The sequence below is a fragment of the Cytobacillus firmus genome, assembly GCF_023715565.1.
Lineage (GTDB): Bacteria > Bacillota > Bacilli > Bacillales > Cytobacillaceae > Cytobacillus > Cytobacillus firmus_C.
The window spans coordinates 1-20,344 of record NZ_JAMBOJ010000061.1 but is presented as its reverse complement, the minus strand read 5'-3'; the positions used below and the strand labels follow the sequence as shown (position 1 = coordinate 20,344).

Below are 20,344 nucleotides of genomic sequence, written 5' to 3'. Positions count from 1 at the left end.
GCTTTCCTGCTTACTTAATTTCCTTCTTTAAAAATATAAAACTGCCGATAAGCCCAGCAGCAACATAGGTTATCAATGGGACCAGCAACATCTTAAGGAGTTCTCCAGACCCAAATTCAGGTTTGGAAATATCCAGATAGAGCTTAAACGAAGAATGATTATAGATGGTTTCAAAAAATGAAAACTCCTGGCCCAGCATGTATAAAATACTGTCAATCAAAATAAAAAACAAGATTAGAAACCCAATGGTTTTTCCAGCATCCGTAAATATACTTGCAGCCAATGCCATTAAAGATGAAAATGCTGCTGCATATAGAATTGTTAATCCCAATGTTCGAAGAAAATAACCTAAATCCGGCATGTCATAAAATCCGGATAAAATCGCTGTAAGCCCAGTCATCACAACAGGGAATATCAGTGAAATAATGGCCGCTCCTAATGAAAAGACAAATAATTTAGCAGAAAAGAGACGAAACCTGCTATTCCCGGACGCACCCATGCTTTTCATCGTACCAATTGAATATTCGCTGGAAATAAAGAAGCCTGCGAGAATACAAGGAACTAATCGTACAATATAATTATTTCCGCCAAGAGCTGTAGTCGTGTAAAGATCTCTCACCGAAACCGGATCTGTTCCAAATCCTTCATCAAAGAAGATTAGCATTGGATAAAATACAGCAGCTGCAATAAGCCCAAACACCAATGTCCAAAATGCCCGGTCCTTCCTCAGCTTAAACAACTCAAATTTCAATAATTTACCCATGCTGAACACCACCGATCCGATTGGTAAAATAGGTTTCCAGGTCCTCACCCATCGGCATAAATTGCTCGATCAGCAACGCATTGTCTGTAAGTGTTTTTGAAACTTTACTTGGTGCTTCAAGGTGGCTGTAAAGCTTAATGGTCCCATCAGGCAGAACCTCATAATGAGTGGTCCCGAGAACGGTCTCCATGATAGTGGCTGCTCTGTCTGGATTATCCACCTTTATGTGAATATACTGCTGACATTTTCCATTCAGCTCGCTTGCCGTTAATTGCTCCAGCAATTCCCCTTTATGAATGATTCCGTAGTGGGTGGCGAGTAAATGAAGTTCACTTAAAATATGACTCGATATCAATATTGTAATTCCATATTCCTGATTGAGCTTCTTCAATAATTCTCTTATTTCCACAACCCCCATTGGATCAAGTCCATTAATGGGTTCATCGAGAATCAGGAATTCCGGTTCACCTAACAAAGCAATTCCGATCCCAAGCCTTTGTTTCATTCCTAATGAAAAATTCTTTGCTTTCTTTTTCCCTATATCCTGGAGTCCAACAATCTCAAGTGTTTTTTGAATACATTCCTTCCCAGGAATCCCCTTTAACAGTCTGTGCGCTTCCAGATTATCAGCTGCACTCAAATGCGGGTACAATGCTGGACCCTCTATTATCGTCCCAATTCTTCTTCTGGCCTCAATCAGCTCTGTTTTATTACTTTGCCCGAACAGCTCGATCTTCCCTGTTGTTGGAAAAGCAAGTCCTGTTACTAATCGAATTAGTGTTGATTTACCTGCACCGTTTTGCCCGATAAAGCCATAAATGGACCCTTTGTTTATTGTAAGATTTACTTTATTTAGGGCAAATTGGTTTTTATATTGCTTGGTTAAGTTATTCGTTCGAAGCACGAATTCCTCCATATCGTTTCCCTCCTTTATGTGATGCTTTTAGTTTAGAAAGGAAATCATAAAAAAGAGTTAAGAAAAGTCTTAAGAAAGTCTTAAGTTTTTAATTTATATCCTACTCCCCAGACAGTCTCAATATAGTCTTCATGCGGATTCGCTTTCGATAGTTTACTCCTGAGATTACTCATATGAACGCTGATGGTGTTGTCATCTCCATAGTATTTCTCATTCCACACGCTCTCGAACAAATTGGCTTTCGTGAAGACTTTCTTTGGAGACGACAGGAGTAACGTTAAAATGGCATATTCCCGTGCTGTGAAAAGAATCTCTTTTTCATTGACAACTACTATTTGTGATTCTGTATTGATTCTAATATCTTTATAGTTCAGCTCTTTAATATGTAATGTCTGATTCATGCGCCGATATCTGCGCAGATGGGAATCAATCCTCGCCGATACTTCTTCTATATCAAACGGTTTCGTTATATAGTCATCTGCTCCTGTTCGCAATGCCTCTATTTTGGTTTGCTGCTCACTTTTCGCCGATATGATCATAACCGGAACAGGTAACTGCTCACTTATTTTTTCAAGAAGCTCTTCTCCTGACATTCCAGGGAGCATTAAATCCAGCAGAACCATATCCCAGCTGCGTTTTTCTAAGTACAGCACCGCTTCGGTTCCAGAGAATGCAGGCTGAGGTCTATACCCGCTATTTCGTATAATGTCACATAATAATGTATTGATATCATTATCATCTTCTACAACTAAGATGTTTATTTCACTTTCCATATGATCGACACCTTACAATTAATTTAGACTCCTATTTTATACCACTACCGTGTGAATCGCCATTTTAATAATATAAGATTGATTTTTTAAAAACGACCCTACTAAAATTAAAACATGAGTAAAAATAATCAGACAACTAACCAAAAGAATTGTCGTGGAATATGTGATAGAGACTATCGCTTAATATGGGTACACTTAAGCCTCAATAAAGAGGAATTGCTGGAGATAATCTTATTCATTTAAGTATTTTACGGCTTGCCAGGACTAAATAGTTCCACTCCTTCAAGCTCAAAAATCTCGAAAAAAATGCTTCAGGTATATATTTAATCCAACCTTACTTTCATAGATCAAAACCGGCAGCTGTTAAAGATGTCGAAAACATTATTATTCTTCGTCAAAGCCTATTAATTGCACTTCGAACTTATCATCCTCAAAACTGACCATAGCATGAATCCTGTTGTCCTCATTTCCCTTTTCGTATCCAAAGAGAAAGATTTCGGTGCCATTTGTGCGAGTAGTAAACTCATGCTCATTTATAACGACATTCATCCCCTTTTTCTCGTTGAACTACTGAACTGCGGATTCAGTGGACTTCTCCATGATTCTTTCTTCTTCTTCCTTTGACATATCACTACACCCTTGCAAAATTAATGCTGCCATAATCAATAACAGGATTCTCTTTAACATCTCCATTCCCCCTTACCACTTCTAACCGGAATTAATGTCAGCCCGCATAAACGAATCAACCCCTTTTTTGTCTGGATTATATTATACCGTTTGTCTACCTAACGATGATCTTTTAGGGAGCTTCAGGAAGAAATCTGCCGACCATTGACTTGCCCGTTCTTTTGCTTCTCCTGCTTTCCAGCTATATAGCTGTTCCATGTTATCCCTGTATTTAAGCTGAGTCTCTCTAAGTTTTCCTATGAAAGTATCAAGCTCACTTTCAGCAGCACTGTGATTTTGAATGTCATTTAGGTATTGAGATATCTTTTTTTCATCCATCATACCAGCTATCCGCCTCTTTAAATTCTTTTGCTGCAAATCTTAAAATAATGGCTAAACTAAGCAATTCATATCCAATCTCAATCGTTTAGAAACTCCATACATCTCCCAATCCCAGCGGAACCGTTTTCCCTCTTCTAATCTTCCGCTGCTTTTGGTAAACCAGAATTTAGTAGTAATCGAAGGATCGATAAAAGCTTCGAAAACCTCATTTGAAAATGATACCTCGTTTAGTTTTGTCATTATGTATGCTCCTTAACATCCTTTCAAATAGTAACAATATTATCCTATTCTTATATATATTTTCATATATAGACGAGCCAAAAAAACGGCTTTGACATTTCACAAAGCCGGTTTTCTCCTATTGTATGTATTAACCGTGATGTCCTTCAGTATAAATTTGGAAGGTTACATCGAATTTATCTTTAATGACCCCGTAAGCAGGACTAAAACTAGTTTCTGATATCGGCATTAGAACTTGTCCGCCATCCTGTAAGGCTTCAGAAACTTGTCGCGCTTTGTCCGCATTATCAAACGTAATACAAATAGTCACCAGGTTTCCCTCTTGAGCTGGCTGTCCTGGGAATGTATCTGAAAACATAATCGCTGATTCTCCAACCTTTATTGTACCGTGTGCTACAAGGTCCTTTGCATCCTCTGGTAAAGGAAAATTCGGGTCAGCAGGCATTTCACCGAACGTAATCACTCCTAATTTCTCGGCACCAAATACCTTTTCGTAAAATCCAATTGCTTCTTTTGCATTTCCGTTCAGCTGTAAATAAGGGATAAATTTCATTCTTTCAGCTCCTCTATCATATTAGAAGTAAGCACTCCAAGTAATATTATAACCAACACGCATAAAAAAGACACTTAGATTCTGAAAATTATAAATTTTTATCTATTTCAAATCTATATGCAAATTTGATACAATCAAATAGATTCTATAAAAGGAATGATTCGAATGAAGAAAGCAGACAATCAAGCCTCCTAAATTTACGTTAGTATAAAAAGTTTAGGAGGCATATATAATGAACTTTCATAAAATTGATTTAGACAACTGGAAAAGAAAAGAGATATTTAATCATTTCTTGAACCAGCAAACAACTTTTAGCATGACCACAGAAATTGATATAAGCAATTTATTCTGCCACATAAAACAAAAGGGATTTAAATTCTACCCAACATTTATTTTCTTAGCAGCGACTGTCGTAAATTCAAATGCAGCACTTAGAATGGCTTACAATAGTGATGGAGATTTAGGTTATTGGGAAAAGATAGATCCCCTTTATACGATTTTTAATCGTGAATCTGAATCATTCTCTGGTATTTGGACGCCAATAGCGAATAGCTTTGAAGTATTTCATGATATGTACCTTGCTGATGTAGACCAATTTAATGGTACAGGAAAACTGTTTCCGAAAACCCCCATTCCAGAAAACACGTTTAGTATTTCGATGGTACCTTGGACCTCATTTACCGGGTTCAACTTAAATATCTATAATAATAGTAATTACCTTCTGCCGATTATCACAGCAGGGAAATTTATTAACAAAGATGATTCCATTTTTTTACCGCTGTCTCTGCAGGTCCACCATTCCGTTTGCGATGGTTACCATGCAGCAATGTTTATGAATGCGATTCAGGAATTAGCTAATCGACCAGGTGACTGGATTTACTAGTGAAGAAAAGACCACTGTTTTTTTTAAAAGAGTTCCGTTTTGAGGTTCTTTTCAACAAATATGCATCGAAATGACAGTGCTTTTGACATCTCAAGTGGTATATAAAAAAGCAGAACTCGCCCCAAAGCTGGGCGAGTTTTGCTTTTTTATTATTCCGGTTCTTATTAAACAAAAGCTCCCGTTTGTTTAAGTGAAGCCCTTCACAAAACAAGTTTTTTTGGTACCATCAATAACCATTTTTTTGCAGTAAAAGGGTGCACATATGATGCAGTCTTTAGTATTAATCTCCTTTCAAAATATTACCAAATGTGAACCACTGTTTCTAACTGCTACAAGATAAAGTCCAGAACCTACTAATAATAAACCAGCTATTATAAATGATAATTGAACACTAACGTACTCCGTAATTCCTCCAAATATTAAAGTGGAAAAGGCAAAAACCAAGGATATCAAAGTATGTTGAGCACTATATATTTTTGGCAAATCTTCAGTTTTAGTTATTTTTTGTAAATAAGTGTGTATTGTAATTCCCTTTATTTGATGGATGAAACCACTAAGGAAGACTAGTGTTAATGATATCCAATTCATATAATTTAATCCAAATATTAATGTCACAATGGAAACACCGAAAGAAGTGGTTAGCAGAGTGATTTTGATTGATTTTTCCAATACAGGTGAGAACTTTGAACAAACCAAACCGCCTAGTATTAAGCCGATAAAAAAGGCTGTATTTATATATCCCCACCATACTTCAGTAACCTTTAATACTTCAATAACAAATACATAAAGTGGCCGCAATCCAAACAACATTGGCCAGTGCTTCCATAGAAATCATAATATGGATACTTCGAAGTATTGGGTTTTTCCAGATGTTAATCCAGCCTTCTAGTAAAGTTTCCATTGTTTTTAGATTTTCTTCCTTAGCTTGGTCTGAGGTTTTGTCTTCAACTAGTTGCATCAGTATGGTTGAAGCTACATACATTGAGAAAGTTAGCCAAATTACGAAATGCCCACCAATCAATGCAACCAAGACTCCTCCCAATGCCCATCCTCCTAATTGAATTAACTCATCTAATACAGAAACAAAACTATTTGCCTTCATTAGTTATTAGTCAGCCTAAGAATTTCTGATGACATACTAACCATTGTTTTCATAATGTGATTAGTATTGTTATAATTATATAAGAACAAACTTTCGGGATTTTGTATTGGTGAGCAATGCGTTTAATAGCTTGTTAAAGCATATCGACAAGCTATCTTATGCGAAAAAAGAACGAGTGTTTCAATGGGTTAAACGCTATGTTGAACCTACATCCTCTGTTGGTGTCCGTTTAATGGATTGACCGCTTTAAAGGTGTGGCTACAAAATATCTCGACAATTACCTCACTTGATTCTTCTTCGTAGATAGCCATAGTAATAAAAATACAAAACAAAATATAAAAGAGTTTCTTTTAACATCGTTTGTATTTGAACTGACGGAAACAATCGATAGTTTACGCTTGTCAAAATTCAGTGCATAGTGCTTATTAAACTAATTGAGGAGGGGATTGTTATAAAAAAATATATTCCGATTTTGTTATTTTGTATCACTTTAGTATTATCGGCTTGTACTCAAAGCGAAGAAGATACACAAGATTATTCAGGAATTATTGGTGATGGTAAAGCTATGGGCTATGTGTACACAGTAACCAAAGAGGACAATACATTCTCTTGGAAGATTGGTTACAAAGGAGATATAACTACTATCGAAGAAAGTATCGATAATAAAGATGAATTACTAAGTTTTATGACGGCTGTATGCGATAGTAAATTGATACTTTCAAAAATAATCATATCGTTAACATACTTTTTAGTTGTTGCAGTAATTTCGCTCTTCCTTTATAAGAAGAACAGAAAAATACTTAAAGATGGTGCAATTGTAATTGTTTTAGCAAGTATTATTGCCTTATATTTTGCCATTGATGCCTCAGTTGATTTAAGTATTGCACTACAAGATGTAAAACATCATTATCTAAGACTAACTAATTGAGATAATGGGGAAACCCCATAAAAATAGGGTGTGTTTACCGGTTCCGATGGCTAGAGCTAAACAAATGCTTATTTCAGCTTGCCAAAATTCTATGCAAACTGCAGTAAGGATTTTTAGAACTGCTTAAAGCAAATAAGCACTGTAAATTACAGTGCCGAGGACTTTAATTCGGAAGGTAATGTCCCTCTATTAAAACGAACGTACGGGAAAAGAATAGATTATGTCTGATTTATTTGATTTTCTTTTGTCCAACCTGCCATAATAAGCCGAACCAAATATATAAAAATAATTATGTAGAATGCGGCTGTAGCGTATTTATCCAAATTTAGAATGGAATAGACAAAAAAGGATACAGAAAGTATAAATATCGGCAATATAATAAAAATGAATGATAACCATTTTTTAGTAGAATATGTACCTATTAGCGAAAGGACTAATCCCACAATGCTAACAGCGGTCATAAGTCCAAAACTTTTCTCTCCTGAATAGGTGAAAACATATACAACATAGGAAAGGAATATGGCAGTCATAACAGCCATAAGCGTGATTCGAATCGATATTCTTTCCATGTGTACTCTCCTTTCTAAGAAGTCTTCCCTTAATTTGTTACTAATTGAGAATAAATGCCAAGAAAACTTACAATAACTAAATCGAATTTTTGAGTAATGACTTGTCGATTACGGTCCTGAACTACCATACGGCAATTTAAAGATTACTAATCCCTCTCTTTTTGTCTCTTCCTCCTCGGTTCTTGGGCTCTTACCTTCATTAGTATCACTCTCCAACTTTATATTTATATTAATTTCACCATATACCATCACTTTGTTAAACTAATCTGTCTTTTTTTTTTTAACTCTTGCCCCTGTTTGTTAAGTACAGTTCTTCACAATATAGTTTGTATTATTTATTTTTCCTTTGTTACAAGTTTTATGTCTTCTATTCTCCACTTTCTCACACTATCATATCTTCCTATCGCTTTAGTCATTACAAATTGATAATTGTTTTTGATATCTTCAACAGTATTATAGGTAAGGTATACTTTATCTTTTTCAATTCTGAATTCCTTAAGATCCAGAACAGCATTGGGTATCCATTCAAAGGCTGTGCCATTAAACCCAAAACCACAAGGGCATTTCCCTTCTTTGTCTGTTGTATAGTAACCCTGTCCATCCTTTATGGCCAGAAATTTAGTTGCTTCCTGAAATGATTGTGAAGCTTTGTAAGACTTAATAGCATCTATTGCCGCAGTAAATTCTTGATATTTAATGGCAGATCTTAAAGATTCAATTTCTTCCTCCATTTGAAAAAGGTTTTCTGCTAAGTCCTCCTTTTCCTCCTTTACCTCAACGAATAGATTAGACCTATTTTCATTTTCATTTTCTAACCTTGTAACTTTAGAAGCTAACTTAGCCTTTTCCTTTCGGACATCCTCTGCAACATTTGAACTGTTTATACTATCAAAGATAGCTAAAGCTGCAATGATTAATAAAATTACAACAAAATATGCTTTATACCTTTTTATCATACGAATGGCCTCCGATTACAGCTATAACAAAACAAAAGATACAAATTTAAATTTTAACAAGTAAAAAGGAATTTATGCTATTTGTAGCTAACCTGTCCTTTAGTCAAAAAGAAGCCCCCTATACTGGCAGCTGGATCAATCAAAATAATTAGATTTACCCTATTAGTTAAGAAAGAAATAAAGAATGCACGCAGTAATATTATTTGGTAATCCAATTAAAACTGACCCAATACTTGTTCTTTTTCGCTTCTCTGTTTCGCCAGGAGAATCAGGTGATTCTAAACCAGCCCTTACACGGTGGGGACCAACTAAAGAGCCTGTCATAAGAACAGAAATTGCTAAAAATAATAATCCAGTTGCTCCTGTCACCAAGTAAGCCTTACCCATATTATACCACGCGAATTCAGGCAAAACGAATATGCTTGAGCGCCAAAACTCATCCCCTCAATATGGTTCAATCTAAATGAACTCAAAAAAGCATCCGGGAATGTCTCCCCAAATGCCTTTTCCGAACGTTTTTAAGCTCTTTCCTTCATAAACTCCTTTAACTCGTCCACACTTGGATAGGAAGCTTGAGTTCCGCGCTTTGTAACACTTAACGCTGCAAAATAAGTTGCCTTCCTGATAGCGTCAAGGATATCACCGCTCTGAACAAAATAGTGGGCAAAGCATCCGATGAACGCATCCCCAGCACCTGTTGTATCAATGGCGTTCACCTTTTGTGAAGCGACTACATGGACTTCGTTTTTGCTAACCCACATAGCCCCTCTGCTGCCCATTGTGACAATGACATCTTTTACCCCTTTCGAAATCAACATTCTAGCCGCAGCTTGGATTTGTTCTTCCGATTCAACAGGCATACCTGTTAAGATTTCTAATTCACTTTCATTCGGGACCAAAAAGTCACATTTGCAAACATAGTTGAAGTCTAAATCCTTTGAAGCAGGTGCTGGATTCAAAATTACAGGAATCCCGTGCTCATTTCCAAATTCAATCGCCCGATATATAGTTTCAAGAGGAATCTCAAGCTGAAGAACGATCAATGAACATTGTTTCAACTTCTCTGCAGCTCGGTCCACATCCGCTGGTAAAAGGTGATGATTCGCTCCTTTAATGACAAGGATGCGATTTTTTGAATCTGGATCGACAAAAATCGGTGCTACTCCACTCGATGTGCCTGGTACCTTATTTGTAAACTCTGTATCAATGCCATAGCTAGCAAGGTTTCGAATCGTGTTGTCAGCAAAAAGGTCATCCCCCACCTTCGTGACCATCATAACCTTCGATCCCATTTTTGCAGCTGCAACTGCTTGATTGGCTCCTTTTCCACCACACCCTATTTCGAAATCTGGCGCCTCAAGGGTTTCCCCTTCCTTCGGCATTCTATCAATATATGAAATAAGATCGACCATATTAGATCCGATGACTGAAATATCCATGTTGTTTCCTCCTTATTTTTTCCCCGTTACTACTGTAAAGGACCTTTCTTCTCCTGCCTCTAGTTGTATTAATGTACCGGCTTTTTCTGCTGCAAGAAACCCTTCTGGTCTGCATGTTGCGGGTAAAACAAAGGCTCCCACCTGCTGGTCGTTGTTGTATAGCAACCACCGTGTTGCGTAATTCAATTCCGCGGTAGAAAACTTCGTGAAAAATACGGTTCCACTTGGTAAAACCATATCAAATTCTGCTTCGTCTTGATACTGATTCAACTCGTCTGCGAAAAAAACAATCTCTGGATCATACATCTCAGGCTTGTTTAACGTAGAAACCTCTTCTTTCCCATTAAGAAGGTCTTGATTATACGCCAACCATTTTTCCGTTGGCTTCACATGAGCTGGAACGGTTTCCCTTAGCTTGAATGCGCTAGAAGGAATGTTCTGTTTCATCACGGCATTGTCGACATAGGCATAGTTTGTATGGCACATGTATTGAAGCGGCATTTCGGCCCCTGAAAGATTCTTCACCTTCATGTTGATTTCTATAAATGATTCATAATTGAACATTTTCACCTTCGGACTTGCTAAATAATGATGGCCAAACCCTTTTACATACTCTGTTTCACCACAAATTACAATGCCATCCTCCGTTAACTCGATCCATGCCTTATCCAATTGTGCACAAGGCATTTCACCATGTAATTCATAGTCATCCTCAGGACTTGGACATCCATTGCGGATTAAACCAGAGTGAAAAGCAAAGCATCCATATGTATCAGCGACATTCTCCACCTTTTTCGGCTGTGAAAACATATTTTTCATTTTTAAGTCTGTATCATCAAATTCTAAGTCCCAAATCATCTGACCCATAAAGGGAAGAACAACCATCCTTCCACGTGTATTATTCACCTCAATGGCCTCTACGCCAGACGGATACTTAAAGATGCTTGCAGTCACGAATTCGTTTCGAAAGATGTTTTTCTTACTTTCGGTAAAATAATCACGGTTCAATTCAATGATTCCTGATGTCATTATATTTCATCTCCTAGTTGTCATATGAGGACAGCTGAATGTCAGTCTCCCCTCCAAGATTTCATTGTTACCTTAAGCTGCCTCTTCCTCTTGTCCGTCCGCCTTCTGCTTGATTATTCCGAAAGAGTAAAACCCAACATAGATGAAACAAGCCATTGGAACGAGGAATGAAAGTTGCAAGGAATTAAATAGGTCGGAAACAAATCCTTGTGCTGCCGGGATGAATGCTCCACCTACGATAGCCATGACCAGGATCGCCCCAGCTGTCTCTGTATATTTCTTGTTCTTCACAACTCCAAGTGTTTCAGCATAAATACTCGGCCAGCATGGTCCAAACAGCATACTTACAGCCACTGCACAGTATACCGCTGTCATATTCGGAACGAGTGATACATAAGCAAGTAAAGCTGTACCGATAATGGAGTAAATAAATACTACCCTTGACGCAGTAAAACGAGTAATTAAGAAGTTGGCAACAAACTTTCCAATAAAGAAGAAAATAAAGCTAAATACCATGAAGTTCGATGCAAGTCGCTCATTAATATCTGAATTAAGGTCAAGTGCAAGACGAATCGTAAACGACCATACAGCAGTCTGCATTCCTACATATAAGAACTGGGCAGCAATCCCGCTTCGAAATTGTTTTATGCCAGCTAAATACTTTAGGGTCTCTAGTAAGCCAGCCGATTTTTCAGTAGATTTTCCATTTGTTGGAACCGGTTTACATGAAGGAAATTTAGTAACAGCAAATAATACTAAAACGGCAATAATAACAAAAATAAGATATTTATATGGTTCAAGTGTGTGCTGTAGCATTTGTAAGCCAAAGGCTTGCGCTTCCTCAGGTGACATATTGGCCATCTGCGCCTCAAGGCTTGCGCCTTCTTGGAAAACAAGGTATTTCCCAAGTAAAATCCCAGCAATTGAGCCGAGCGGATAAAACGTTTGACTAATATTTAAGCGGAGTGTTGCATACTTACGTGGTCCAATCATGGAACTATATGTATTTGCAGCAGTTTCAAGAAACCCAAGACCGATAGCAATTGAGAAAAGAGCAAATAGAAACATTGTATACGTGGCCATTTCTGCCGCCGGATAAAATAAAGAACATCCTGCAATATAGAATAGCAAACCGGCAATAATGGCAATCTTATAGTTTGTTTTCTTAATGACCATGGCTGCAGGTATGGCTACCAAAAAGTATCCTCCATAAAAGGCACTCTGTACAAAAGCACTTGCAAAATCGCTTAACTCAAACACATGCTTGAATTGCGTTATGAGGATGTCATTTAAACTGGCAGCTACCGCCCACATTGGGAATAACATCGATAACAGGATAAATTGAAAAATTGGAGTTCGATTCAAATAGCCATCTGGTAACTGAATCAGGTTATTACTAGTCATTTTCATTTCACCTCTTAAATAAATTTTATAAATATTCAAAATGTAAACGTTTAGATTACTACTTAAAAAAAACGTGTTTAATAGGTTTATATGCAATTTCTAATCATAAAAATTATGTAAACGTTTAGATTTGGTGTGAATTTAGATTAGCACCTTTTGCTAAATACTGCAATACTTTTTTGAATACGCTTACAAAAATATTTTTGAGATCAAGACGATCTCATTTCTCCCACATTCTGCAGGACTGTCTAATAATAAGTTCTGGAGGAAGTGAATATTCTCTTTTCGGCAGATTCGCCTTAAATTGGATCCGTTCATGCAAGAACATAAAAGCAATTTCACCAACTGAATTCATTGGTCTTGCGACAACCGTCAGCTTTGGATTCAAGAAAGTAGCAATATCCACATCATCAAACCCAACAAAAGATACTTCTTCCCCAAGCTTCCAGTTCAAGTCATCCAATGCTTTCATACAACCAATGGTCATCAAGTTATTCGACGAAAAAATAGCAGTTGGACGGGTCCGTAATTCTCTCAATCTCCTTGTTGCGAGGTAGCCACTTTGTTCTCCAAAGTCCCCTTGGACAACTAAGCTTTCTTCTAGCGGAATATTATAGTCCTCAAGTGCCTTCTTGTAACCAATAAACCGCTCAAATCCTGGTGTTGTGTTCTGCGGACCACAAATAATTGCGATGTCACGGTGCCCTTGAAGAATCAAGTGCTGGACTGCCTGATAGGCTCCTTTGGCGTTATCTACTAGGACTGTATCAGCATCAAAGCTTTTAATAATCCTGTCGACAGCTACCACTGGTATATTCTGCTCCTTTAGGAGATTCAAGTGCTCTCCATTTTCATTGGCGGTCGTGATGATGACCCCATCCACTCCTCGCTCAACGAAATTCTTAATAATTTTTCCTTCCACAATCGGTGACTCATTCGTGCTACTCAAGATTGTAAAATACCCCTTCTCTCTCGCCTTCTGCTCAATCCCAGCCATCACCAGTGGAAAGAATGGATTTTTTATGTCTGGCACGATCACACCGATCGTTTTTGTTTCTCTACTTTTCATCGTTCTTGCTGCAGCATTGCGAATGTATCCAAGTTCCTTTATGGCGTTAAGAATTTTCTCCTCCGTCTGCTTTCTGACGCCTCCCTGGTTATTAATCACCCTTGAAACTGTCGCGATTGAAACATTTGCCAGTCTCGCCACATCCTGAATATTTGGTTTTGATTCCATCTTTACATGACCCCTAAATGAAAACGTTTAGATTTTTTATCTGAAATCAGACTAGCATTTTTTTCTAGTGGAAAGCAAGAATTAATATCAATTCTTTAACTTAAAGGATAAGAATCGACTATTTGAATTAAAAGTGTAGTTCATGAGACTGGTTACTTTGCATGCATTAGCCCACTCAGAACCACTCTGAAAGTGACTGTTATTATTTTAATTAAACAATTTTTTTCAATTTGTCCTCATCGAATCTCTTTTGTATTCTTGATAGAGTTACGACACTTAGATTTCTTACTAATCCAAGCGTTGCCGAATCCTTGTTCAATTAGACTACCGTGTTTGATAAACAAGAAGAAAGATCGCTCCTGCGATCCTCATCTTAGTTCAAGTGCTTATGTCATATTAGATAACCTTAAAGTAATGTAACCAAAAAAGAATAAACGGAACTGTGAGAAAGTAGATGTTTATGAAACATCCTAAAATCATAACATACTTTATTTTTCTTCTAATAAGAATTGATAAAATAAGTCCAATAATCGGCAAGAGAATAATAGCTATTTGTAGCGTAATATTAGTAAAATTGTGCATACCCCAAGGACTAACATTCATTGCACCCCTATTATAAAAGTACACAAATGTTGCTGATAATATCCAAATTGAAATAGTAAAAATTAAATAAATAATATTTCTCATTTGTATCCCCTATTTTAAAAAGAATTCTTCTCTAATAAATTTTAAGATATCATTCTAATTATTCAGTTACATAATTTATTGAACTATACTGACCTGCTTGCTGAAAAAGGATTAAAGTAAAAAAGGTGCCTCAATCTTTCCGGGTCAACGCACCCTATAGTTGAAAAATATTTTCAGCAGTTACGGTAGGTACTTTATGTAATTTTATAAAACTTTCTTTTTATCTTTTATCGTCTGAAAAGACAGAGTAAAACATCAAAGCAGATGCTAGTAAAATCAGTCCTCGAATAACGGTCCCATATAGTTTGTACAAACTTTTAGGATAACAAATTTTTCACCGTCATCAATTCATAATTTTTGGATTGAGGGTCGGGGAATTTAAAATTCGGATTTGTAATGCGAACAATCTTATCACTTGGAAATAAACTAACAAAGGAAATTCCTAATAATATAAGACTCCATAAAACGATAACTGGATGAGTGTTTCTTAAAAGGGTAAATCCTACCAACATAGAAATAAGAGAAAGAGTGAAAGCAATTTGGATATATGTTGCAGCATTATAGGCGATCCTTTCTAATTTAACTTGATGGATATCTTCTATCTCCATACTACCTTTTTTAAACTACCCCGCTCTGCTTTAAATGCCTTCGATCGAGCTAATATCAAAAAAAGAATAATAACTAAATTAGAAATTAGTAGAAGGTTTGCTTCCAACATTTGATATTGGATGTTAGTAATCGATTCAAACGTAACGTATAAGAAAAACGCTATGTAAACAATTAATCTCTTCATGACAATTCCTCCTCACTAAAAATAAATACATTTTCAATCGGTTCCTGAAATACTTTCGCAATTCTTACAGCAATTAATAAGGAGGGCATATATTCGTTTCTTTCAATTAAGCTTACTGTTTGCCGAGAAATTTTTGCTCTTCTCGCTAACTCGGTTTGATTAAGACCTTCCCTTGCACGTAATTCCTTTAGCCGAGTTTTCATGTTATCACCTCGAATGTATTGTAAACGATATAAGTAATTTGGACAATGATATTTGTCAAAATGAACATGAAACGTTACACCCACTCCATGTGTCCTTCTGTTACCAAGTGCACCGGACTTTTTCTGGTTTTTTCATCACTATTTACTCATGTAGCATTTCATTTTTCTTACTTTACTTCTTCCAGTTCAAAAGTGACCCTTATTTTGGGGTTATGACAATTACAAAATAAATCTAAAACCCTATCTGTCATTGAGGTTCCCATCAAAAACCGATAGTATGGTTATAAAGCATCAGATTTTTCTTCCAGTGTAATTGAAGGAGCGTGTGCGGTAATCATGAATACTGTCCTTACATATTTTGCTTCTCTTTTTATCATTGTGATATCAGTATTTACGACTCTTTTTATCAAAAATGAACTGGAGCAAATGTTTCGGGAAAAGCATAATATGATCCCTTTTCATATATGTAATATACTTATCACCTTTATTGTTTCCATTGTAGCAGATGCCGTATTGACGATTTATATCTTTGGCGAGAATTACAATTGGCTGCTGCACCTGCTGATCCTTCTATTCATGATCTTACCGATTTATTTCTTAGGTCACCTGGCATTTGAAAAATATAAATCTGTGTATAAAAAATACATACTTGCTGAGAGCGGGAAAATATTAGTACTTAATGAAAAGTACTTAAAAAAGAAAAAATGGCCTGCAAAATTCAAAAAATATAATGACTTTTAATAAAACTGAATTTAGGGATTGGAGCATGTAAAATGAAGAATGAACATTACTGGGTTTCAAAGCTTGGATTAACTCCTCATCCAGAAGGAGGATTTTATAAAAGAACATTCCAATCAGAGGAAAGTACGTCTGATCAGGAATTATCTGTGAATTTTACGGGAACACGCAAGCTTTATACAAGCATTTATTTCTTGTTAACTTCCAATGATGTGTCCCACTTTCATCGATTGAAGTCGGATGAATTATGGTATTTTCACGCCGGAAGTCCATTAACCATTCATGTCATCACCGAAAATGGTGAATATGAAAAAATGAAATTAGGGTTAAATCTTGATAATGGAGAAGTACCTCAAGCTTTAGTGCCGAAAAATTCAATCTTTGGTTCGTCTGTTATGGAGGAAGATACATTCTCTTTAGTTGGCTGCATGGTTTCTCCTGGGTTTGAATTTCAGGACTTTGAAATGTTCACACAAGCAGACCTTTTATCCAAATATTCTCAGCATAAGGAAATTATTTTGAAATTAGCGTATGAAAAGATTCCTGAATAGCGATATAATTCCCCAAATAATTTGTTGTTTGTTCCTTTATGCCTAAATTAAGGGATGTAACAATGAAAAAAGGTTGGATTTCAATTGTAGGTGGATTGATTTTAGGTTTAATCTTCTCATTCTTTATACTCGAATATATAGGCTGGCAATATATACGACACAATCGTAACGGAGAAGCAGAACAAGTCATTAATGAGCTTGATTTCAACCTTATTACTCTTTTCTAATTATCATCGCAACTGGATATGTAATTTTTTTGATATTGTCATTTATTGAAAAGTGAAAAAAGGTAGTTTAAAGCCCAGAGAACCCTAGTAGATTAGAGAATCAACAATATTCATTAACATAGCTAATTCAATAAAAAATGCTGTAAAATCAGTACCTGTATGTTCTCCAACACATAAATGTTTGGTGTTATTTTTATCATCCCTTTTAGACAAACTATTCACTAGGAGGGTGTTTATATATGGAAGAACGTAAAGTAAAATTAACATCGGCTGAAATCGCAGCTCTTTGGAAAATATACCTGTCAAACACTGCAGTAAGATGTTTTTACAAACATTTTCAGCAGCATCTTCAAGATAAGAAAATTAAGTCAATCATTGAAGAGGTCTTGGCTTTAGTTGAATCGATTATTGAAAAAATAGAATACATATTCAAAGAAGAAGGGTTCCCCATACCAGATGGGTTTTCAGATAAAGATATTGATTTATCAGCCCCTCCTTTATATACAGAATTTTTCGCATTAAGCTTCCTTTATCGCGGAGGGCAGGTTATTATCCCTAGTTATGCAAATGTTTTACAAAGAGTTGCGCGATTAGATTTATATAAATTTTTCAAAGAGTGCTTGTACCGTGAGACAGAAATACACCAGAAAGCATTAGGCATTATGCTCTCAAAAGGTATACTCGATCGGGCTCCAAGCATGGAATATCCGGAGAATGTTCAATACATTCAGGAACGGCCATCAATACTATCTACCTGGTTTGGTGAAAAAAGACCTCTAAATTCGATTGAAATATCCGAGCTTTTTGTTGAAATTGAAAGAAATGCTATTGGGTTAATCCTATTAATGGGATTACTACAGGTAACCAAAGATAAGGAAATAAAGAACTATTTATTAAAAGGAAAAAAACTGGCTGAAAAGCAAGTGGATTCGTTTGAAAAATTATTGAAAGAAAGTAATCATTATACTGGCTTCCCATTGCCTGTGGAAGTAACGAATTCAACAGTTTCTCCGTTTTCTGACAGGTTAGTGCTTTTTATAATAGCTACTGCTAACCAAATTGCTGTGTCAGCACTTGCGGATGCCTTATCTGTCACCATGCGGAAGGATGTAGCCCTCCATTATTCCTTAATTACTACTGAAGTTTTAAAGTACGGTGAAGAAGGACTGAAACTTTTGATTGAACGAGGCTGGATGGAGCAGCCGCCTCAGCCCATTGACCGAAAGAAGCTTTCTGAATCCTAACTCATATTGAGGTTCTTATTTTTCGGCAAAAACTTATATCTATTGGTTTCCGGTGAATTCCCGGGTTATTGAAGTATAAAACATAGACCTCTCGAAAAAGAGGTCTTTTTGCTTGCAACAGAATCAAGAGATCCCCTTGCTATAAACGTCCCCCCCACCTTTTCAACCCATTGAATTTACTCAGACAACATGTAACTGCCTATAAAATTTTTAAAAAATCATATTGACTCTCACGTTACGGGATACTTTATAGTAACTAGTGAAGGGAGCGAAACACGATGAAAGTAAAGGAAGTAGCTGAATTAGTGGGAATTAGTGTGCGCACACTGCATCATTATGATGAAATTGGGTTATTAACTCCAGATGAAACCACTGAGGCCGGTTATCGGGTATATTCTGACGAGAATCTCGAGACCCTCCAGCAAATCTTATTCTTTAAAGAGCTCGGCTTTCCTTTGAAAAAAATCAAGGAAATCATTGATAGTCCATCATTTGACCGGGAGGAAGCGCTAATCATGCAGCATAAGATGCTTCTCGAGAAAAAGAGACGGCTCGAAAAGATGATCGGGACTATTGAAAAAACAATACAGCATTCGAAAGGAGAAATACAAATGTCTAAACAGGAAAAATTCGAGGGCTTTGACTTTAGCCATAACCCATATGAACAAGAAGCAAGAGAAAGATGGGGTGACAAGGCAGTCGATGAAGCAAATGAAAAAGCGAAAAACATGACGGCTTCCGATCAGGAAAAGTTCAACGGCATTTATCGCAGCCTTGCCGCCATTCGCCATCTATCACCAGATTGCAAAGAAGCTCAAGAAGGAATAAATGAATGGTACCACTTCATAAGCAAGTTTGGGAACTACTCACTTGATGCTTTTAAAGGATTGGGTCAAATGTATGTTGATGACGAGCGCTTCACGAAGAATATTGACAAATTTGGTGAAGGCTTAGCACAATTCATGTGTGACGCTATGGCTGTATATGCGGATAAAAATAAAAAATAATGTCCAATAATGGCTATGGCTTTTCGCTATAGCCTTTTATAATGGTTCTTTTAAAAAGAAATCTTGTTTTTGTTTATGAAGTCCGCCCGTTGATTTTTGTTCCAATCAACTCAGCAAATTAAAACAGCTTTGAAAAAGCAACAAACTTTATCAAAACAGCCTTTGCAATAAAAGACGCATTCCTTTTTATGAATGCGCCCGCTTGTCATAATTCCTACTTAAGTTTTGCCGCTGCTTTCGCTGGCAGTTCCCCCGCTTGCACCTCTTCCCACTCATCTACGAAGGAACCTTTCACTTCTACTTTTAAAAAGGCATTTTCCCTTAATACTTTCCCGGAGCCAAACGTAATTTCCTTTTCTTCGCCTTCTTCGTTATATCCGATCAGTGTATACTCATATCGGCTGCCCTTTGGAACAGCTTCCTCATTAATCTGTACATACACTTCGTCTTTAGCTATTAATGGGTTAAAATGATCCATGTCTTCCTTTGGAACAATAATAAACAATCCAGCAATCAAAATAACGATTGCAAATAAAACCCCAACAAAACTTTTCATTAATAATCTTCCCCTTTATCTATTTTTTGTGGATGGAGCGCATCCAACAATAAAGAACCTTAGCAGATTTGATCATTTAATTCAGCGGCCGCCCGCTTTCCATCTACAAGAACTACAACAATCGCAAACAGGAGTTCGAATAGCTTTTTCAATACTGTCCTCTCCTTTCTTTTAACTACTTGATGATTTCATTGTAAAAAATAGCGGGTATTCTTCCTATCGATTTGGATTACATAAACATTACATTGTTGTAAGATAAGCACTTTTGGGGCCATTATTGATATAGCCCAAAGCCGAGCTATACTTTGCGAAGATACAGAGAAATTAAAATAAACCTGCACATTAAGGGAGTAATGTTGAACTTAAACTATAAAGTGATTTTGTTTAAAAAGAGCCAGAATCTATAACAAAGAAAGGGGCTGGGACAAAACTAGCTTCAGATAGTAAGAAAGGTGAATTTGAGTGCGCTCAAATTCACCTTTCTCTTATTTCAGGGTATTAATTCTTTAAATTCTTATTTTTTGGCAGTGAATTTCCT

Annotated in this window: 25 protein-coding genes and 2 pseudogenes; 8 read left to right on the top strand and 19 right to left on the bottom strand. The window is 36.5% G+C overall.

The window, feature by feature from the left end; translation table 11 throughout:
* Positions 1-10: 10 nt before the first annotated feature.
* From M3205_RS20220 to M3205_RS20190, 7 genes and pseudogenes are all read right to left on the bottom strand, one after another.
* A complete protein-coding gene (locus M3205_RS20220) occupies positions 11-763 on the bottom strand; it encodes an ABC transporter permease (protein WP_251171522.1) in 753 nt (250 codons plus the stop codon).
* Positions 756-1,679: an ABC transporter ATP-binding protein gene (locus M3205_RS20215; protein ID WP_251171521.1), complete on the bottom strand. Its 924-nt coding sequence runs from the start codon at positions 1,677-1,679 to the stop codon at positions 756-758. The genes M3205_RS20220 and M3205_RS20215 overlap by 8 nt, the downstream gene beginning before the upstream one ends.
* 80 nt (positions 1,680-1,759) lie before the next feature.
* On the bottom strand, positions 1,760-2,452 hold the full coding sequence (locus tag M3205_RS20210) for a response regulator transcription factor (RefSeq protein WP_251171520.1): 693 nt from the start codon (positions 2,450-2,452) through the stop codon (positions 1,760-1,762).
* 384 nt (positions 2,453-2,836) lie between these two features.
* The gene (locus M3205_RS20205; RefSeq protein ID WP_251171519.1) at positions 2,837-3,001 is read right to left on the bottom strand and encodes a hypothetical protein; all 165 of its coding nucleotides are present in this window, start codon (positions 2,999-3,001) and stop codon (positions 2,837-2,839) included.
* A 219-nt stretch (positions 3,002-3,220) separates the two neighbouring features.
* Entirely contained in the window at positions 3,221-3,460 is a 240-nt protein-coding gene (locus M3205_RS20200) for a hypothetical protein (protein ID WP_251171518.1), read from the bottom strand.
* Between the two features lie 87 nt (positions 3,461-3,547).
* Positions 3,548-3,700 (bottom strand): annotated as a pseudogene (locus M3205_RS20195) (polyketide cyclase); the annotation flags it as partial.
* A 130-nt stretch (positions 3,701-3,830) separates the two neighbouring features.
* Positions 3,831-4,253: a VOC family protein gene (locus M3205_RS20190; RefSeq protein WP_251171517.1), complete on the bottom strand. Its 423-nt coding sequence runs from the start codon at positions 4,251-4,253 to the stop codon at positions 3,831-3,833.
* A gap of 232 nt (positions 4,254-4,485) precedes the next feature.
* Between M3205_RS20190 and catA the strand changes: the two genes are divergently transcribed.
* Positions 4,486-5,136 carry a type A chloramphenicol O-acetyltransferase gene (gene catA / locus M3205_RS20185; RefSeq protein WP_251171516.1) on the top strand — a complete coding sequence of 217 codons (651 nt, stop codon included), beginning with the start codon at positions 4,486-4,488 and terminating at the stop codon, positions 5,134-5,136.
* Positions 5,137-5,427: 291 nt separating this feature from the next.
* Here the strand turns inward: catA and M3205_RS20180 are convergent, their stop codons facing one another.
* Both M3205_RS20180 and M3205_RS20175 read right to left on the bottom strand, forming a co-directional pair.
* Complete coding sequence (locus tag M3205_RS20180) at positions 5,428-5,946, bottom strand: MFS transporter (RefSeq protein ID WP_251171515.1); 519 nt, start codon at positions 5,944-5,946, stop codon at positions 5,428-5,430.
* Positions 5,906-6,238, bottom strand: a complete 333-nt coding sequence (locus tag M3205_RS20175) for an MFS transporter (protein WP_251171514.1) — start codon at positions 6,236-6,238, stop codon at positions 5,906-5,908. Before M3205_RS20175 ends, M3205_RS20180 begins: the two co-directional genes overlap by 41 nt.
* A gap of 233 nt (positions 6,239-6,471) precedes the next feature.
* Here M3205_RS20175 and M3205_RS20170 point away from each other — a divergent pair.
* Together M3205_RS20170 and M3205_RS20165 are read left to right on the top strand one after the other, a co-directional pair.
* Positions 6,472-6,657, top strand: a pseudogene (locus M3205_RS20170) (IS1595 family transposase); the annotation flags it as partial.
* Positions 6,657-7,166 (top strand): hypothetical protein, encoded by a 510-nt coding sequence (locus M3205_RS20165; protein ID WP_251171513.1) that lies wholly within the window; start codon positions 6,657-6,659, stop codon positions 7,164-7,166. The pseudogene M3205_RS20170 and the gene M3205_RS20165, both read left to right, overlap by 1 nt.
* A 218-nt stretch (positions 7,167-7,384) precedes the next feature.
* Here M3205_RS20165 and M3205_RS20160 read toward each other — a convergent pair whose 3' ends face one another.
* From M3205_RS20160 to M3205_RS20120, 9 genes are all read right to left on the bottom strand, one after another.
* On the bottom strand, positions 7,385-7,735 hold the full coding sequence (locus tag M3205_RS20160) for a hypothetical protein (RefSeq protein WP_251171512.1): 351 nt from the start codon (positions 7,733-7,735) through the stop codon (positions 7,385-7,387).
* Positions 7,736-8,070: 335 nt separating this feature from the next.
* Positions 8,071-8,691, bottom strand: a complete 621-nt coding sequence (locus M3205_RS20155) for a hypothetical protein (protein ID WP_251171511.1) — start codon at positions 8,689-8,691, stop codon at positions 8,071-8,073.
* A gap of 162 nt (positions 8,692-8,853) precedes the next feature.
* Positions 8,854-9,078, bottom strand: coding sequence for a DUF5316 family protein (locus M3205_RS20150; RefSeq protein ID WP_251171510.1), 225 nt, complete (start codon positions 9,076-9,078; stop codon positions 8,854-8,856).
* Positions 9,079-9,209: 131 nt separating this feature from the next.
* Positions 9,210-10,130, bottom strand: coding sequence for a ribokinase (gene rbsK / locus M3205_RS20145; protein WP_251171509.1), 921 nt, complete (start codon positions 10,128-10,130; stop codon positions 9,210-9,212).
* 12 nt (positions 10,131-10,142) lie between these two features.
* Complete coding sequence (locus M3205_RS20140; RefSeq protein WP_251171508.1) at positions 10,143-11,159, bottom strand: aldose 1-epimerase family protein; 1,017 nt, start codon at positions 11,157-11,159, stop codon at positions 10,143-10,145.
* A 72-nt stretch (positions 11,160-11,231) separates the two neighbouring features.
* On the bottom strand, positions 11,232-12,563 hold the full coding sequence (fucP, locus tag M3205_RS20135) for an L-fucose:H+ symporter permease (protein WP_251171507.1): 1,332 nt from the start codon (positions 12,561-12,563) through the stop codon (positions 11,232-11,234).
* A gap of 220 nt (positions 12,564-12,783) precedes the next feature.
* Positions 12,784-13,800 (bottom strand): LacI family DNA-binding transcriptional regulator, encoded by a 1,017-nt coding sequence (locus tag M3205_RS20130; protein ID WP_251171506.1) that lies wholly within the window; start codon positions 13,798-13,800, stop codon positions 12,784-12,786.
* Positions 13,801-14,804: 1,004 nt separating this feature from the next.
* A complete protein-coding gene (locus M3205_RS20125; RefSeq protein ID WP_251171505.1) occupies positions 14,805-15,095 on the bottom strand; it encodes a hypothetical protein in 291 nt (96 codons plus the stop codon).
* Positions 15,096-15,276: 181 nt separating this feature from the next.
* A complete protein-coding gene (locus M3205_RS20120; protein ID WP_251171504.1) occupies positions 15,277-15,483 on the bottom strand; it encodes a helix-turn-helix transcriptional regulator in 207 nt (68 codons plus the stop codon).
* A 336-nt stretch (positions 15,484-15,819) separates the two neighbouring features.
* Between M3205_RS20120 and M3205_RS20115 the strand changes: the two genes are divergently transcribed.
* The 5 genes from M3205_RS20115 (at position 15,820) to M3205_RS20095 (ending at position 19,250) form a co-directional block, all read left to right on the top strand.
* The gene (locus M3205_RS20115; RefSeq protein ID WP_251171503.1) at positions 15,820-16,224 is read left to right on the top strand and encodes a hypothetical protein; all 405 of its coding nucleotides are present in this window, start codon (positions 15,820-15,822) and stop codon (positions 16,222-16,224) included.
* Between the two features lie 32 nt (positions 16,225-16,256).
* Entirely contained in the window at positions 16,257-16,772 is a 516-nt protein-coding gene (locus M3205_RS20110) for a cupin domain-containing protein (RefSeq protein WP_251171502.1), read from the top strand.
* Positions 16,773-16,834: 62 nt separating this feature from the next.
* Positions 16,835-16,999 carry a hypothetical protein gene (locus M3205_RS20105; RefSeq protein WP_251171501.1) on the top strand — a complete coding sequence of 55 codons (165 nt, stop codon included), beginning with the start codon at positions 16,835-16,837 and terminating at the stop codon, positions 16,997-16,999.
* A gap of 239 nt (positions 17,000-17,238) precedes the next feature.
* Positions 17,239-18,243 (top strand): DUF3231 family protein, encoded by a 1,005-nt coding sequence (locus tag M3205_RS20100; RefSeq protein WP_251171500.1) that lies wholly within the window; start codon positions 17,239-17,241, stop codon positions 18,241-18,243.
* A 278-nt stretch (positions 18,244-18,521) separates the two neighbouring features.
* On the top strand, positions 18,522-19,250 hold the full coding sequence (locus tag M3205_RS20095) for a MerR family transcriptional regulator (protein ID WP_251171499.1): 729 nt from the start codon (positions 18,522-18,524) through the stop codon (positions 19,248-19,250).
* Between the two features lie 214 nt (positions 19,251-19,464).
* Here the strand turns inward: M3205_RS20095 and M3205_RS20090 are convergent, their stop codons facing one another.
* Positions 19,465-19,806, bottom strand: coding sequence for a YxeA family protein (locus M3205_RS20090; RefSeq protein ID WP_251171498.1), 342 nt, complete (start codon positions 19,804-19,806; stop codon positions 19,465-19,467).
* Positions 19,807-20,344: the final 538 nt, after the last annotated feature.

Excerpts from the sequence above, each read along its gene's own strand:
- M3205_RS20220 (WP_251171522.1), bottom strand. The coding sequence starts at position 763 with ATGGGTAAATTATTGAAATTTGAGTTGTTTAAGCTGAGGAAGGACCGG.
- M3205_RS20215 (WP_251171521.1), bottom strand. The coding sequence starts at position 1,679 with ATGGAGGAATTCGTGCTTCGAACGAATAACTTAACCAAGCAATATAAA.
- M3205_RS20210 (WP_251171520.1), bottom strand. The coding sequence starts at position 2,452 with ATGGAAAGTGAAATAAACATCTTAGTTGTAGAAGATGATAATGATATC.
- M3205_RS20205 (WP_251171519.1), bottom strand. The coding sequence starts at position 3,001 with ATGAATGTCGTTATAAATGAGCATGAGTTTACTACTCGCACAAATGGC.
- M3205_RS20200 (WP_251171518.1), bottom strand. The coding sequence starts at position 3,460 with ATGATGGATGAAAAAAAGATATCTCAATACCTAAATGACATTCAAAAT.
- M3205_RS20190 (WP_251171517.1), bottom strand. The coding sequence starts at position 4,253 with ATGAAATTTATCCCTTATTTACAGCTGAACGGAAATGCAAAAGAAGCA.
- catA (WP_251171516.1), top strand. The coding sequence starts at position 4,486 with ATGAACTTTCATAAAATTGATTTAGACAACTGGAAAAGAAAAGAGATA.
- M3205_RS20180 (WP_251171515.1), bottom strand. The coding sequence starts at position 5,946 with ATGTTGTTTGGATTGCGGCCACTTTATGTATTTGTTATTGAAGTATTA.
- M3205_RS20175 (WP_251171514.1), bottom strand. The coding sequence starts at position 6,238 with ATGAAGGCAAATAGTTTTGTTTCTGTATTAGATGAGTTAATTCAATTA.
- M3205_RS20160 (WP_251171512.1), bottom strand. The coding sequence starts at position 7,735 with ATGGAAAGAATATCGATTCGAATCACGCTTATGGCTGTTATGACTGCC.
- M3205_RS20155 (WP_251171511.1), bottom strand. The coding sequence starts at position 8,691 with ATGATAAAAAGGTATAAAGCATATTTTGTTGTAATTTTATTAATCATT.
- M3205_RS20150 (WP_251171510.1), bottom strand. The coding sequence starts at position 9,078 with ATGGGTAAGGCTTACTTGGTGACAGGAGCAACTGGATTATTATTTTTA.
- rbsK (WP_251171509.1), bottom strand. The coding sequence starts at position 10,130 with ATGGATATTTCAGTCATCGGATCTAATATGGTCGATCTTATTTCATAT.
- M3205_RS20140 (WP_251171508.1), bottom strand. The coding sequence starts at position 11,159 with ATGACATCAGGAATCATTGAATTGAACCGTGATTATTTTACCGAAAGT.
- fucP (WP_251171507.1), bottom strand. The coding sequence starts at position 12,563 with ATGACTAGTAATAACCTGATTCAGTTACCAGATGGCTATTTGAATCGA.
- M3205_RS20130 (WP_251171506.1), bottom strand. The coding sequence starts at position 13,800 with ATGGAATCAAAACCAAATATTCAGGATGTGGCGAGACTGGCAAATGTT.
- M3205_RS20125 (WP_251171505.1), bottom strand. The coding sequence starts at position 15,095 with ATGGAGATAGAAGATATCCATCAAGTTAAATTAGAAAGGATCGCCTAT.
- M3205_RS20120 (WP_251171504.1), bottom strand. The coding sequence starts at position 15,483 with ATGAAAACTCGGCTAAAGGAATTACGTGCAAGGGAAGGTCTTAATCAA.
- M3205_RS20115 (WP_251171503.1), top strand. The coding sequence starts at position 15,820 with ATGAATACTGTCCTTACATATTTTGCTTCTCTTTTTATCATTGTGATA.
- M3205_RS20110 (WP_251171502.1), top strand. The coding sequence starts at position 16,257 with ATGAAGAATGAACATTACTGGGTTTCAAAGCTTGGATTAACTCCTCAT.
- M3205_RS20105 (WP_251171501.1), top strand. The coding sequence starts at position 16,835 with ATGAAAAAAGGTTGGATTTCAATTGTAGGTGGATTGATTTTAGGTTTA.
- M3205_RS20100 (WP_251171500.1), top strand. The coding sequence starts at position 17,239 with ATGGAAGAACGTAAAGTAAAATTAACATCGGCTGAAATCGCAGCTCTT.
- M3205_RS20095 (WP_251171499.1), top strand. The coding sequence starts at position 18,522 with ATGAAAGTAAAGGAAGTAGCTGAATTAGTGGGAATTAGTGTGCGCACA.
- M3205_RS20090 (WP_251171498.1), bottom strand. The coding sequence starts at position 19,806 with ATGAAAAGTTTTGTTGGGGTTTTATTTGCAATCGTTATTTTGATTGCT.